We start from the raw sequence: 13,463 nt of genomic DNA on the forward strand, positions 1-13,463 counted from the left end.
GGATTCAATCAGGAGGAGGAGAAGGCATGGCGTCCTCAGGCGCAAACCAGTGGCCGAGCAACAGTCCGGGCGGTAAGATATCGGACGAACAGGCGGCGCGTCTGCGCGAGCGCGCGCGCTTCGTGCGGCTCGAGACGATCCGCCTGATCTCGATCGCCAAGGTCGGCCATTATTCGTCGGTGTTCTCCTGCGCCGAGATCTTTTCGGTCCTCTACTACGACACGATGAAGCTCAGGCATGGCGAACCGTCCTGGCCCGACCGCGACCGTTTCCTGATGGGCAAGGGCCACGCCGCCGTCGGCCAGTTTCCGATCCTTGCCGACCTCGGCTTCTTCGACACATCCTGGCTCGACGATTACACGCGGCTCGGCAGCCCGCTCGGCGATCATCCCGACATGCGCAAGGTGCCGGGCGTCGACTTCAGTTCGGGCTCGATCGGCCATGCGCTGTCGAATGGCGTCGGCATGGCCCTGGGCGGCCGCTTCCAGAACCAGGACTTCAGTGTCTTCGTCCTGCTCGGCGACGGCGAGATGCAGGAAGGACAGGTCTGGGAAGCGGCGCTGAGTGCGGCCAGCCATCGTCTGAGCAAGCTCGTCGCCATTGTCGACCGCAACGGCTACCAGCTCGACGGCAAGGTCGACGATGTGGTGGCGATCGAACCGCTTGACGAGAAATGGCGCGCCTTCGGCTGGGAGGTGCATGAGGTCGACGGTCACGACGTCGCAGCACTCGCCAATTTGCTGCGCGCCGTAAAAGCCGACAGCGCGCGCGAAAAGCCGTGCTGCATCATCGCCAAGACAGTCAAAGGCAAGGGCATCGATTACATGGAGACCGAGCCCGGCTGGCATCTTGGCTATCTCGCGCCCGAGGACGAGGCGCTTGCACGCGAAGCGATCCTGGCAGGTGCACAATGAACCGCGCCCTCAGCCCGGACTCCTGGCAATATCGCGAGCTGAACAAACGCGCGCCCTCGCTCGCCACGCTTGCCAACACGCTGATCGAGCTCGCCGAGGTCGGCCATCCGGTGGTTGCCGGCACCGCCGACCTGCAGCACTCCAACGGCCTGATCGGCTTTGCCCGGCGCTTTCCCGAGCGCTTCACCCAGTTCGGCATATCCGAGCAGAACATGGTCTCGGCCGCCGCCGGCATGGCCACCACCGGCGTCATGCCCTATGTCGCGACCTTCGCTTCCTTCCTGGCGCTGCTGTGCTGCGAACAGATCCGCATGGATGTCGCCTATTGCGCCCAGCCGGTCCGCCTCATCGGCCACCACACCGGCATCTCGCTCGGCTTCTACGGCACCTCGCATCACGCCACCGAGGACATCGCCATCATGCGCTCGATTGCCGACCTGACCGTGGTGTCGCCCGCCGACGGACCGCAATTCGCCGCCGCGCTGCGCGCTTCGGTGCATCATCCCGGGCCGATCTATTTTCGCATCGCCCGCGGCCATGATCCGGTCGTCTATGCCGATGGCGCGCCATTCGAATTCGGCAAGGCCGTTGTCCACGGCATCGGCTCCGATCTCACCATCATCGCCTGCGGCATGCCGGTCCATTCAGCCAAAGCAGCGATGGAAGCTCTGAACGGAAAAGGCCATTCCGTCGGCCTGATCGACATGCACACGATCAAGCCGCTCGACCGCGAGGCGGTCATGGTGGCGGCACGCAAATCGCGCATTGTCCTCACGGTCGAGGAACACAATGTGCTGGGCGGTCTCGGTGGCGCGGTCGCAGAAGTGATGGCCGAGGAAGGCGGCGGCGCCCGCCTTCTGCGCCATGGCATCAAGGACGAGTTCAGCCTGATCGCACCACCGACCCATCTCTACAGGCACTATCAGCTCGACGCCGCCGGCATCGAAAGCGTTGCACAGTCCTTGCTCGCATAAACAAAAGGAAAAACGCGTCTATTGGCTGTATCTTGTCGAATCAGTGCCGATACCTAAAACAAGGATGTCGAGGAGAACGACGCCGTGAACATTCAGCCGCTCGAGCAGGGCAATCTTTCGGCGCGCGCCTATGTCGCGCTTCGCGAAGGATTGATCGCTGGCCAGTTCCGGCCCGGCCAGAGGCTGGTGATGCAGGACCTGGCCGACCGGCTCGGCACCAGCGTCACCCCTGCCCGCGAGGCTTGCCTGCGGCTGGTCAGCGAACGCGGCCTCGAACTGCGCTCGGGCCGTTTCGTCACCGTTCCCGCCCTGACGCTGGCGCGCTACATGGAAGTGCGCACCATCCGGCTTTCGCTAGAGGGCCTGGCGGCCGGGCTTGCCGCCGAGCACGCCACCCCTGAGGACATAGACAAGCTTACCGGCATCCAGAAACTCTTCGAGAAGGCCGACCGGGCCGGCGACCCCGACCAGTCCTTCCGCCACAACAGGGACTTCCATTTCACCGTCTACCGGCTTTCCCAAATGGAAATGCTGGTCGCCCACATTGAGAGCCTGTGGGTCTCGATGGGACCGATGCTCACCGTCTTCTTCAACGAAGGCGAGCACAAATATGTCGGCGCGGCCGAGCATGAGCGAGTGATCGAGGGCCTGAGGGACAAGGATTCCGCTAAGGCCCGCACCGCCATGGAGCGCGACCTGATCCTCGGTGGCGAGGATTTCCTGCGCTTCCTGCGCGCCCACAAGGAATTCGTAGCGGCTTGAGGCTGAACGCCTGTATCATCAGCGATTTCAACAGCTTGCAGCGCCGCTTTGAATCAGGATTTCACCTGCCGCTGGTTCAAACCGGCGTCGTTGCCTGACCCCCGTCACCACCGAAGCCGCCCGCAGTCAATCGGGCGGCACATGACTGCCATGCCCATTATGGCGGAGCCCTGACGGCCTTTTCCGCGACGGAGGGGAACCATAGTCCGGCGCGGTGGTTGTGTGGTCACCAATATGGTCCTCCTCAAGGAAAAACGGAAGGAAAGATCATGCGCATGTTGACGACGATCGCCGCCCTTTCGGGACTGGCCCTGGCGCAGCCGATCAACGCGCAATCGCTCGACCCGCTCCCGCAAATCGACCCCCCGGCCCAAGGAATCGTGCCTGATCAGACGCCGCCTGGCGAAACACCATCTGACCAAGGTTTTTCCGATCAGAATTTTACCGGTGTCGCAATCATCGCTCTCGAGGATCTGCCGCCGGATCTCAAGACGCAGGCGGAGGCGGTGATTACCCAGACCAGCGCCGAGGATCTGCATGTCCTGCAAGGCTCGATCGATGCATCGCCGCAGGCGACATCGGCGCTGGCGGCAAACGGACTCAATTCCTCGCAGGTCGTCGCCGCCAACGTCGATGGCGACGGCACCTTGACGCTGATCATCCAGACAACGACGTGATATACGGTCCGGGTGGACTCGGGCACTCGACTTGACCCCTCCGCGCGGAGGCGACCATGGGGGAAGGGCGCAAGGCAATTAGCGTCAGGATCGGCGGAAGGGTGCAAGGCGTCTCCTTTCGTGTATGGACACGCAACGAGGCCGAAAGGCTCGGCCTCGCCGGATGGGTCCGCAACGAAGACGACGGATCCGTAACAGCCCTGATCGTCGGGGCCGAGGGCGCGGTTTCGACGATGATGAACCGGTTCTGGAGAGGGCCGCGCGGAGCGTCGGTCTCCAGCGTGACATCCCATGAAGTCGATCCCGGCCAGGAGCCTGACGGATTCAGCATCATCGGCTAGCAGGGCACGCAGCAAGCTCAAGAGGCGGTGAATCATCTCGCCGCCTCTATCGTCCAACCCGCCACACAGCGGTCAATGTCCGCTGCATGCGTAATCCCAGCCTCAATAGGCGAACGTTCCCCGCAACCAAGCGAGGAAGCCTTGCCTCTCGGACATCGCCGCACGCACGCGAGAGGCAGCCCATCGCGCTCTTATCGTGGCCCCGACATGGCAATGACATACGATGTCGTGCAATTGCCAGTCGGTCAGCTCGAAGAAGCGCCTGGCTTCACCGTAGGTGTCATCCTTCAAGCCTTGCGCGCGAAAAATCGGATCGTCGAAGGCCACAGTGATCGGCGAGCCGTCGTATCGCATCATTTCGCGTATTTCAGCGGGTTTGTATTCGGTGCCCGGGAGCGCTTCCAGGCGCCGATCGGGATTTTGCTCCAGAAGCTTCGCCCAGCGTTCGAGACGTTGGCTCCTGGTCTCCACGAGATATGTTGCTTCAGCGTGAACGTCGGCAACGGCATGCAGTTGGTCAAGTGTCTGGTGCTTCACGTCCGCCTCCTATTCAGCAGGTGAATTTGCCTGGGCCATCAATGGAATCCGCCCTCAATGGAATTATGGCGCTGCATGAGGTCGGCAAGGCCCGCGTGCACGGACTTTTCGATCACACTTTTCTGAGGTTGCCATCTTGCCACGAGCGCGCCCGATCCTTGCAGGATCGTCAGTGGCTCACAGCGGAACCATAGGCAGGCGTGGTCGTTCTGCCTGCATCAGCGGCAGAGCGAAACCCTGGTGTGGCGAATCCGAAAATTCGCGTTCTGCCGACGTCGATGACGCCAAGGCAGAGAGCGCCGAGCGGAAGGAAATCACCCATGGCCATTCTTCCCACCCCCGAGCCAACGCCTACGCCGGTGCCCACACCACCGCCGCTTCCCGAACCGAAGCCGATGCGTGAACCGGATCCGGAGAGGCTTCCGGACGAAGATCCCGTGCCTAATCCCGATGAAAACGATGCGCCGCCCAAGCACGGCCTTTAGCCGGTGCCATCGTGATTGTTGCCGTCGAGCGCATGGTAGCTCCGGCGGCGGCAAGACGATGGAATGATGCTCATGTCCGATCCTTGGTCGACCCGACAAATCTCATCATCGTGTCGAACAGCACGCTCCACGCAGGCTCGTGTTGAAGAATCACATGATTGGCGCTTTCCAGCATCACGAACTCGGCGCCGCCAATGCCCGCAGCGAGTTTCCGGCCTTGATCCATCGGATGGACGCCATCGTCGCGCGAATGCAGGACGAGCGTCGGGCACGTTACTTGTCGTAGAAGACCGCTGACGTCGAAGCGGTCGACCGCCTCCCTGAGGCGAACGGCGTTTTCGGGCGACGTGGTCAACTTCTGCAGTTCCGCCAGCGAGCCGATCTCCTGGCGTGTGCCGTCCGGAATGAACATCGACGAAAACGCCTTGATGAAAGGGCTGCCGGGACGGCCCCAGCCGTAACGGATAAGGGTCAATATCGCTTCGCCCTCGGCGCGTTCGCTGGCGGAAGTCCTGACAAGCCGTCCTTTCTGGTAGCCGCCATGCAGTATGAGATGGCTGACCCGATGCGGATGCCGGCAAGCATAGGCAATGGCGATCGCAGCCCCTTGCGACGTACCGTAGAGCGCGAACCTCTCCAGTCCGGCGGCATCGACAACGGCTTCCAGGTCCTCGACAAAGCTCTCCAGCGAGAAGTCCTCGACGTTCCAGTCGGAGAGTCCGTTTCCGCGCTGGTCGTACCGGGTGACCCGCATATGCCGGTTCAGTTCGTTGAGGAACGGCCGCCAGATTGGGCTTCGCCAGTCATAGTCGAGATGGGTGAGCCAATGTCCCGCCTTGACGAGAGCCTGGCCAGAACCGGTGGTCGCATAGGCGATGCGGGTGCCGTCGCGCGAATTGCAGAATTTCACGCGCTGGTGGTCTGCCTCGGTTTTTTCGCTGCGGGAATGGTCTGGCTTCGGCACCTCCCCAACGGTTTCCACGCTGCCGACAAAACGAACGCCGCGCCGTGCCACGGTCTTGATGAATTCCTGCCTTGCGCCGTCATCGCCGATCGCAGCGCGGGCGGCGCTGAGCCGGGCGCTGATCGCCGAATCCGAGACGATACGGCCATTCCAGATCTCCGCGAGCAGCTCGTCATAGGTCACGAGTTGCTCCGACTTCCTGACGAGAAGATGCAGCAAGTCGAAGACCTGGGGTTCCACCGGTCGTGGCTTGCCGTCCACGATCAGCTCGTGGCTGCTCGGGGCGAGTTCGCAGTTTCCGAAACGGTAACGCATGGCCGCAACTCACGATGTGGCCGCAAGCGGCCACGCTTGGACAGGAAGATACAGGAATAAGACAAGGGTTTGGTAGGGCTTTGCTCAAGCGCCGTCCGCCCTCGTCGGGCATCTTGCCGACACAGACCATTGTTCAGGGAGGCTGCCGTGATGACAAGTCCGATCGACGCTCGCCGCCGCAAGGACGGTTCGCTCGACATTTCCTTCTATGCCGATCAGGCACACTCGCTGAGGCGTGCCTCGATCCGCGCGACGCCTCGTGCGATCGGCCGCTTCCTTGGCCGCCTGGCTACGCCGGTGCTCCGCCGCCTGCCCGGCCCCGATTTGCGGACATCCAGCACGCTTGCAGCCTTGCTGGCTGCCACGGTGGCCTTGCCCGCAGCTGCCGACGAGACGTGCCTCTCGCCCTATATGCCGAAGATCACCGGGCACGAGGATTATGTCTATGTCTGGACGCTCGGCGTCGAGGGGCTGGGCGACGGCTCCGACAAGCTCGTCACCGTGGATGCGCGAGACAACTCGCCGACATCAGGCAAGGTCATCGACGTCGATCCCGTCGGCAGCCGGAACGAAGCGCATCATGGCGGCTTCACCGACGACCGTCGCCAGTTCTGGGCGACGGGGCTCGACAGCAACACGATCTTCGTCTTCGACGTCGCAAGCGATCCGGCCAACCCGAAGCTGGTCAAGACGATTGCCGATTTCGCAGAGAAGACCGGTGGCGTTGTCGGTCCGCACGGCGCCTATGCGCTGCCCGGACGCATGATGATCCCGGCACTCTCCAACAAGGACGGCACTGGCCGCACCGCGCTCGTCGAATTCTCCAATGAGGGCGAGTTCATCGCCACCCACTGGCTGCCGACGGCCAAGGAGGCGAAGGACATCCCCGGTGGCGAATTTGCCGACGGTTACGGCTACGATGCACGCGTCCTGCCGCGCAAGAACGTCATGCTGACCTCGTCCTTCGCCGGGCGCGAGAATTATATGCGTCCCTTCGGCGAGGTTGCGGGCGACGCCGAGGCGATGAAGAAGTTCGGCAATTCCATGATCATCTGGGATTTCCATGCCCGCACGCCGAAGAAGGTTTTTCAGGTGCCGGGCGTGCCGCTCGAAATACGCTGGGCCCAGGGCAAGGACCATGCTTATGCCTTCACCTCGACCGCGCTTACCTCGAAACTCTGGCTGGTCCACGAGGACGAGAAGGGCGAATGGCAGGCCAAGGCAGTGGCCGACATCGGCGATCCCGCCAAGCTGCCGATCCCCGTCGACATCAGCCTGAGCGCCGACGACAAGACGCTGTTCGCCGACACTTTCATGGACGGCATGACCAGGGTCTTCGACGTCTCCGATCCGCACCACCCCAGGCAGATCTACGAGAAGAAGATCGGCGAGCAACTCAACATGGTCTCGCAGAGCTGGGATGGCGAGCGCATTTACTATACCAGCTCGCTGCTCGCCAACTGGGACAAGGCCGGCGATGCCAACGAGCAGTTCTTGAAGGCCTATGCCTGGAACGGCAAGGAATTGACGCCGCGCTTCGAAATCGACTTCACCGGGGAAAAGCTCGGCCGGCCGCATATGATGGCCTTCGGCGCCGCCAGCCTCTACGCCAAGTGACAACGGGCCTCGGAGGAGAGAGCCGATGCGCCACCTGCCGTTCGTCTTCGCAATCCTTGCCGGCATTGGCTTCGGTGGCGCTGCCCTGGCCCATGGCAACAATCATGGTGCCGATGCCGTGCGGCCGGGTCCGGCATCGGCCTACGCTTTCGCGCTGCCGCAGCCCGGCTCCTACCATCTGCCGCCGATCCGAACAGCGGCAGGCGGCCCGGTGCTGACGGAAAAGGGCGAAAACGCCGACTTGGCCGAGCTGCTGCGCGGCCACATCACCGTATTCTCCTTCATCTACACACGCTGCGCCGACATCTGTCCGGCCGCCACGGCGCAGCTGGCGCAATTGCGCGCGCTTGTGCGCCATTATCCCGAGCTCAACCGCCGGGTGCGCCTCGTATCGATGAGCTTCGACCCGGACCACGACACGCCCGCTGTCATGGCCGACTATGGCACGCTCTGGCGCGATCCCGGTGACGGCGGATCGCAATGGCTCTTCGTGACCGCGCCCGGCCAGGCAGCACTTCGCCCGATCCTTGCGGCCTACGACCAGGCGGTTGCGCCGGATCCCGATCCACAGGATCCGACCGGAGGCCTCAGCCATATCCTTCGCGTCTTCCTGATCGACGAGGTAGGCTTGGTCCGCAACATCTACAGCATGGATTTCCTCGATCCAGACCTCGTGCTGACGGATATCCGCACATTGGCCACTGAAACGGAGTGAGCCTGCCGCTCAGCCGGCATCCCCGCGCAATGGCATGCGGCTTTCGCCGACGATCAGCGCCGGTTGAAATGATGCAGCCGACCGAATAGGCCGTATCGGCTCTCTTCAACGGACAGTCATACCCGGTTGACCGGATATACCGGCTTGCCGCCGCGCAGGACCGATGCGACATCGGCAAACACCTTGTTGCGAACCTCGGCGTAGGACTGGGTCGAGTAGTGCGCCGCGTGTGGACTGACCAAGACGGTGTCCAGCGCCAGCAGCGGATTGTCGGGCGAAGGCGGCTCCTGCTCGAATGTGTCGATGCCGGCGCCCGCCAGATGGTGACGCCGGATCAAATCCGCCAGCGCGGCCTCGTCGACGAGGCCGCCACGGGACACGTTGATAAGTATCGCCCCTTGCTTCATGCGCGACAGGGCTTCGGCCGACATGATGTTTCTGGTCTCCGGTGTCGCGGGAACATGCAACGAGACGATGTCGGCCCTGGCAAGCAGCTCGTCGAAACCGACCGGTTCAGCACCGCCGGCCGTTATGCGCTCTGCCGGCATATGCGGGTCGTGCGCGATGACATGAAAGCCGAAGACCCGCGCCCGCTCGGCAGTCAGGCGTCCGATCTGGCCGAAGCCGATCAGGCCGAGAACCTGCCTGTCCGGCCGCGTGATGCCGGCGCCGTCAGCCATTGCAGCCCAGCGGCCGGCGCGTACTGCGCCGTCGAACTGCTTCAGCCTGCGCGTCAGGGCCAGGATCAGGGCCATGGCATGCGTGCTGACCTCCACCAGATTGGCGTCCGGCACATAGGTTACCTGAACACCGGCACGGGTGGCGGCTTCGACGTCAATCGAGTCCAGGCCGACGCCGAACCGTCCGATCACCTTCAGGTTCTTCAGTTCCGCCAGCACGCGAGCCGTGATCGGCTCCCGCAATATCATCAAGGCATCGGCGTCACGGCATTGTTCGATCAGGGCATCCTCTGTGAGAAGCGTCTTTTCGACGAACTCGGCGTTCAAGCCGTCGAGGTAGCGCAGCTGCTCTGCCTCGACTGACAACACGCCGTCGGTCTTGATTATCTTCATGCCAATCTCTTGCTAGAGCAATTCCAGGAAAAGTGCGTAGCGGTTTTCCGTCCGGAATTGCGTGAAAACAAATACTTAGAGCGGGCCAGCGATTCCATCAAAAGCTGAACCGCTCTAAGAGGCGCTGCGCGCGGCGGCGGCACCGGCGGCAAGGCCGGCGCCAAGAAACATCGTGTCGCTGGCCAGCATGTAGAAGCTGATGCCGTGCTTCGACCATTTGCCGACATCATCCGCCGAGGGGCGAAAGATACCGACGGCCTTGTGGGCCGCGCGCGCCGCGGCCGCGATCCTGATGATGGCGGCATTGAGCTTGTCCTGACCGGCTGGCCCCATCGCGTCGATCGAGACGGACAGGTCGCCGGGACCAATGAAGATCACGTCGACGCCGTCTACCTGGACTATGTCGTCGATGTTGGCGAGGCCCTCGGCGGTCTCGACCTGGATGGCGACCGCCAGGACATCGTTGGCCGACTTGAGGTAGTCTGGAATCCTGTACCCATAACCAGCGGCGCGACCTGGACCGACGCCGCGTGCACCGACAGGCGGGTAACGGCAGGCCATGACCGCCATGCGCGCTTGCTCGGCCGTCGAGACACGCGGCACCAGGACGCCTGACGCGCCGGCGTCGAGCGCGGCCGCGATCCATTCCGGCGTGTGGCCCGGCACACGCACCATCGCGGGAATCTTATGGACATCGGCGGCGCGGACCAGATCCTCAAGCCGCTCGCGGCCAATCTGCGAATGCTCCCAGTCGATGCACAGGAAATCGACCCCGCTTGCAGCCGCCACTTCGACCGCCACCGGATGCGGAATGGCGCAAAAGGTGCCGATGAGGCGATCGAGCGAGACACATTTTTTCCGAAAGTCGTACATGAAAACTCCAGAGATTTTTTCGGCGTCGGCGAACTGTTCGCGTTATTTGCCGGTAGTCCGCGGCAAAGGATGCACGGCTTCCGTCGACATCGGAAAGTGCCGGCTGCCGCCTGAAAAGGGCGGGAAGGTCTTGTAGTCGGCGCGCATCTCCAGCCGCGCCGGCGATTGCAGCGCGTGCGTCAGCGCCGCGGGACTGTCGAACATGACCCGGTTGCGCTGCATATGGTCGACCCGCGGCCAGGGCAGCGAGCCGCACCAATCCAGCCGCGACAGAACCTCGATGTGGCGAATGCCGGGGAAGCCCCGCATCAACTGCGGATGATGCGTCACATAGTGGTAGAGCCAGCTATTCATGTCCTCGGCCGGCCCGGGATAGTGGACAAGGTAACTGCAGGGCAGTCCAGACGTCTTGACGCCAGCGTCATCGACGGGGAACGCACGCACGCACATTGCCTGCTGCGTCGGCCTCGAACCGGCGATGCTCGACAGCATACCCGGTGCGGCAAGCGCCTGCAGATGGCCGGACGGCGCGAGCGCCGCCTCCATCTCCGCCAACTCGTCGAAATAGAGCTGGAAGCCGAAGACCGGCGGCGGGCCATCCTTGTTGAACATGTCGGTCGCCTCTTCGGGCAGATAGATGTTTGCAAGCGCAAGACCCGGCGTTGTGGCGATTACGCCCCGCACAGCGTCGACGTCTTCACCGGCGATGGACAGGTTTTCCTGGCGGTCGTCGTGGAAGAAAGCGAGATAGGCAAAGCGCATCTGGACCACCTGCTGGGTTCGGCTAGATCAAATTCGGAAGGAAGAGGGCGATCCGCGGAAAGAGGACAATCAGCAGGATCAGCAGAAGCGTCAGCGCGATGTAGGGCGCCGCGGACAGTGCAACCGTTTTGAGCGACGTGCCTTTCGGAGCAACACCGAGCATGATGAACAGCAGCAGGCCAAACGGCGGCGTGGTGAAGCCGACCTCGTAGGCAAGCAGCAGGATCAGCCCGAACCAGACAGGATCGTAGCCGAATTGCTGGGCGATCGGCAGGAAGATCGGCAGCGTGATCAGCATCATCGAGACCTGATCCATGAACATGCCGAGCAGCAGGACGACGAGCAACATCATGAGCAGCATGGGATACGGTCCAAGGTCGTAGCCCACGATGAACTGGATAAAACCGTTCGACGCGCCGGAGAAGGCGAATATCTGCGAGAACGTCGTCGAAGCCGAGATGATCAGGAAGGTCATGCCCGTGACCTTCATGGCATCGTCCAGCGATTTCCAGACAACCGACCAGCTGAACCTTCGGTAGGCAAACAACAAGGCGAAGACGGCGGCACATCCGAGCCCTGCCGACTCCGTCGGCGTCGCTATTCCAAGGATGATCGTGCCGACCACCATGAACACGATGACGCTCATCGGAATGATGTTGACGGCGACCGCCCTCACCTTCTCGGCCGCGCGAACGGCGGGCACCGGATAGTGCGGAGCGGCGTCCGGGTCGATCTTCGTCTGTGCGAAGATCAGCGTCGCGTACATGACGACGAGAAGCAGCCCAGGCAACGCACCGGCTATGAGCAGCGCGCCAACGTCGATCTGGGCCAGCGAGCCAAGCAGGACAGCCAGCGAGGATGGCGGGATGATGACGGCAAGGCTTCCGGCGCCAAGCACCGGCCCGAAGGCCATATGCGGCTTGTAGCCCCGCTTCAGCATCTCGGGCACCATCAGCGAGCCCATCATGCCGGTATTGGCGAGGCTCGAGCCTGACAGCGCCGAAAAGATCGTGCCGGCGGCGAGGACGACATAGGCGAGGCGTCCCCGCAAATTGCCGATGCACAGGTCGAGCGCGTAGATGACCTTCTCGCCGAGGCCTGAGCGGAAGAACAGGCTGCCCATGACAAGAAACATCGGCAGCGGCGCAAGCGCATAGGTCGAGACGGCGTCGGAGAAGTTGGCGATCATCTGCGTCACGCCGACCGAACCGCCGAAGAACAAATACAGCCCGATCACATTGGTGACGAAGAACGCGAAGGCGACCGGCAGCCCAAGGCCCATCAACACAAGGATGGTGCCAACGAGCACGGCGAATGGAAACAGCCAGGCCACCGGTCAGAGCCCTTCCATTTCCAGAGGATCGAGCGTGTACAGCGTGTCACGACCCAGCAGATATCTGAGCCATTCCAGCGCCGAGAGGTAGAAGGCGAGCATGATGGGCAGAAAGACCAGCCATTTCGGCATGTCGAAGCTGCGCGTCTCATATTCCCCGCCCGACACGGCGCCTGTCAGGGAAACGAGGGCGACGCTGCCAAGGTAAAGGCTGACGGCAACGCAGGCGAGATAGACCAGCCTTTCAAGGACCGCCCGCGCCCGCACGGGCAGCGCCTTGCGCAAGAACTCGACGAAGACATGGCCCTTGCTGTGGACCAGCCAGGGCATCGGCAGAAATGCCGCGTAGAGCAGACCATATTCCGTCGCGGACACAGCCCAGGCAAGCGGTCTCAGACCTAGATTGCGGACGCATACATCAGCGACCACCGCGACGATGATGAGACCAAGCACCACTTTCGCCACTGCGGCCAGCGCAAGGCTCAGCTTCCCGATCGCTGCAAACAACCTGTCCATTCCCGACCGCCCTCATGCCTATCCTTGGGAGGGCGCGCGAGCGCCCTCCATCGAGCTACCGAAAGAATTTCTTCAACTGCTCGATGTTGCTGGGATCGCGTTTGGTCATTCTCGCCCAACTCGCCTGCGCGGCAGCCCCCAGGAATTTGTCGCGGCCGGCGCCGGTCAAGCTGATCACCTTCTGCCCGCCGTCGATCATCGCCTGTGCCTGCTTTTCAGACTCGGCAAGATTGGCGTCGTAGCTCGCGCGCTCGTATTCGACGGCCGTGTCGGCAAGCAGCTTCTGCGCCTCGGGCGACAACGCGTCCCATTTCGCCTTGTTGATCGAGACCAGCACATCGGTTTTGAAGAATTGCGGGTCGACGCGGTATTTGGTGAATTTGTCCCAGCCGAAGGACGCATAGCCAAATACGGTGTAGGCATTGGCATTGACGACGCCGCGCTCGAGCGAGGTGTAGACGTCCCCCGGCGCTTGCACGATGACGGTTGCGCCCAGGGATTCAAGGAAATCGCGATAGAGCGGCGACGAGCGGATCTTCAGACTGCTCCAGTCGATGCTGCCTTCATCATTGAGCTTGGGTTCGTCGACGGTGAAGATGTTGAAG

16 protein-coding genes are annotated in these 13,463 nt (G+C 62.6%); 8 read left to right on the forward strand and 8 right to left on the reverse strand.

What is annotated here, in order from left to right; translation table 11 throughout:
* Window positions 1-26 precede the first annotated feature (26 nt).
* The 5 genes from CN311_RS23675 to CN311_RS23695 all read left to right on the forward strand — a co-directional run bounded on the left by CN311_RS23675 (window position 27) and on the right by CN311_RS23695 (window position 3,668).
* Window positions 27-914: a transketolase gene (locus CN311_RS23675; RefSeq protein ID WP_097576102.1), complete on the forward strand. Its 888-nt coding sequence runs from the start codon at window positions 27-29 to the stop codon at window positions 912-914.
* Entirely contained in the window at window positions 911-1,888 is a 978-nt protein-coding gene (locus CN311_RS23680; protein ID WP_097576103.1) for a transketolase family protein, read from the forward strand. Before CN311_RS23675 ends, CN311_RS23680 begins: the two co-directional genes overlap by 4 nt.
* A gap of 84 nt (window positions 1,889-1,972) precedes the next feature.
* Complete coding sequence (locus tag CN311_RS23685) at window positions 1,973-2,650, forward strand: GntR family transcriptional regulator (RefSeq protein WP_097576104.1); 678 nt, start codon at window positions 1,973-1,975, stop codon at window positions 2,648-2,650.
* Between the two features lie 269 nt (window positions 2,651-2,919).
* On the forward strand, window positions 2,920-3,327 hold the full coding sequence (locus CN311_RS23690; protein WP_097576105.1) for a hypothetical protein: 408 nt from the start codon (window positions 2,920-2,922) through the stop codon (window positions 3,325-3,327).
* A gap of 56 nt (window positions 3,328-3,383) precedes the next feature.
* Complete coding sequence (locus CN311_RS23695) at window positions 3,384-3,668, forward strand: acylphosphatase (protein ID WP_097576106.1); 285 nt, start codon at window positions 3,384-3,386, stop codon at window positions 3,666-3,668.
* A 102-nt stretch (window positions 3,669-3,770) separates the two neighbouring features.
* Here the strand turns inward: CN311_RS23695 and CN311_RS23700 are convergent, their stop codons facing one another.
* A complete protein-coding gene (locus tag CN311_RS23700) occupies window positions 3,771-4,205 on the reverse strand; it encodes a hypothetical protein (RefSeq protein ID WP_097576107.1) in 435 nt (144 codons plus the stop codon).
* Window positions 4,206-4,525: 320 nt separating this feature from the next.
* Between CN311_RS23700 and CN311_RS32695 the strand changes: the two genes are divergently transcribed.
* On the forward strand, window positions 4,526-4,690 hold the full coding sequence (locus tag CN311_RS32695) for a hypothetical protein (protein ID WP_008877166.1): 165 nt from the start codon (window positions 4,526-4,528) through the stop codon (window positions 4,688-4,690).
* A gap of 70 nt (window positions 4,691-4,760) precedes the next feature.
* On the opposite strand, the gene CN311_RS23710 is transcribed toward CN311_RS32695, so the two are convergent.
* The gene (locus CN311_RS23710) at window positions 4,761-5,969 is read right to left on the reverse strand and encodes an alpha/beta hydrolase (protein WP_097576108.1); all 1,209 of its coding nucleotides are present in this window, start codon (window positions 5,967-5,969) and stop codon (window positions 4,761-4,763) included.
* Between the two features lie 150 nt (window positions 5,970-6,119).
* Here CN311_RS23710 and mtoX point away from each other — a divergent pair, with 150 nt between their 5' ends.
* Both mtoX and CN311_RS23720 read left to right on the forward strand, forming a co-directional pair.
* Window positions 6,120-7,586, forward strand: a complete 1,467-nt coding sequence (mtoX, locus tag CN311_RS23715) for a methanethiol oxidase (protein ID WP_097576118.1) — start codon at window positions 6,120-6,122, stop codon at window positions 7,584-7,586.
* A gap of 25 nt (window positions 7,587-7,611) precedes the next feature.
* On the forward strand, window positions 7,612-8,301 hold the full coding sequence (locus tag CN311_RS23720; protein WP_097576109.1) for an SCO family protein: 690 nt from the start codon (window positions 7,612-7,614) through the stop codon (window positions 8,299-8,301).
* A 116-nt stretch (window positions 8,302-8,417) separates the two neighbouring features.
* Here CN311_RS23720 and CN311_RS23725 read toward each other — a convergent pair whose 3' ends face one another.
* The 6 genes from CN311_RS23725 to dctP all read right to left on the reverse strand — a co-directional run.
* Complete coding sequence (locus tag CN311_RS23725) at window positions 8,418-9,374, reverse strand: C-terminal binding protein (RefSeq protein ID WP_097576110.1); 957 nt, start codon at window positions 9,372-9,374, stop codon at window positions 8,418-8,420.
* A gap of 114 nt (window positions 9,375-9,488) precedes the next feature.
* Complete coding sequence (locus CN311_RS23730) at window positions 9,489-10,247, reverse strand: HpcH/HpaI aldolase family protein (RefSeq protein WP_097576111.1); 759 nt, start codon at window positions 10,245-10,247, stop codon at window positions 9,489-9,491.
* A 42-nt stretch (window positions 10,248-10,289) separates the two neighbouring features.
* Entirely contained in the window at window positions 10,290-11,009 is a 720-nt protein-coding gene (locus tag CN311_RS23735; RefSeq protein ID WP_245440925.1) for a hypothetical protein, read from the reverse strand.
* Window positions 11,010-11,031: 22 nt separating this feature from the next.
* Window positions 11,032-12,342: a TRAP transporter large permease gene (locus tag CN311_RS23740; protein WP_245440926.1), complete on the reverse strand. Its 1,311-nt coding sequence runs from the start codon at window positions 12,340-12,342 to the stop codon at window positions 11,032-11,034.
* A 3-nt stretch (window positions 12,343-12,345) separates the two neighbouring features.
* Entirely contained in the window at window positions 12,346-12,858 is a 513-nt protein-coding gene (locus CN311_RS23745; RefSeq protein ID WP_097576112.1) for a TRAP transporter small permease, read from the reverse strand.
* Between the two features lie 55 nt (window positions 12,859-12,913).
* Window positions 12,914-13,463: TRAP transporter substrate-binding protein DctP (dctP, locus tag CN311_RS23750; RefSeq protein WP_165779813.1), on the reverse strand; the 550-nt coding region annotated here is incomplete at its 5' end.

Source organism: Mesorhizobium sanjuanii (assembly GCF_002529485.1).
Classification (GTDB): Bacteria; Pseudomonadota; Alphaproteobacteria; order Rhizobiales; family Rhizobiaceae; genus Mesorhizobium; species Mesorhizobium sanjuanii.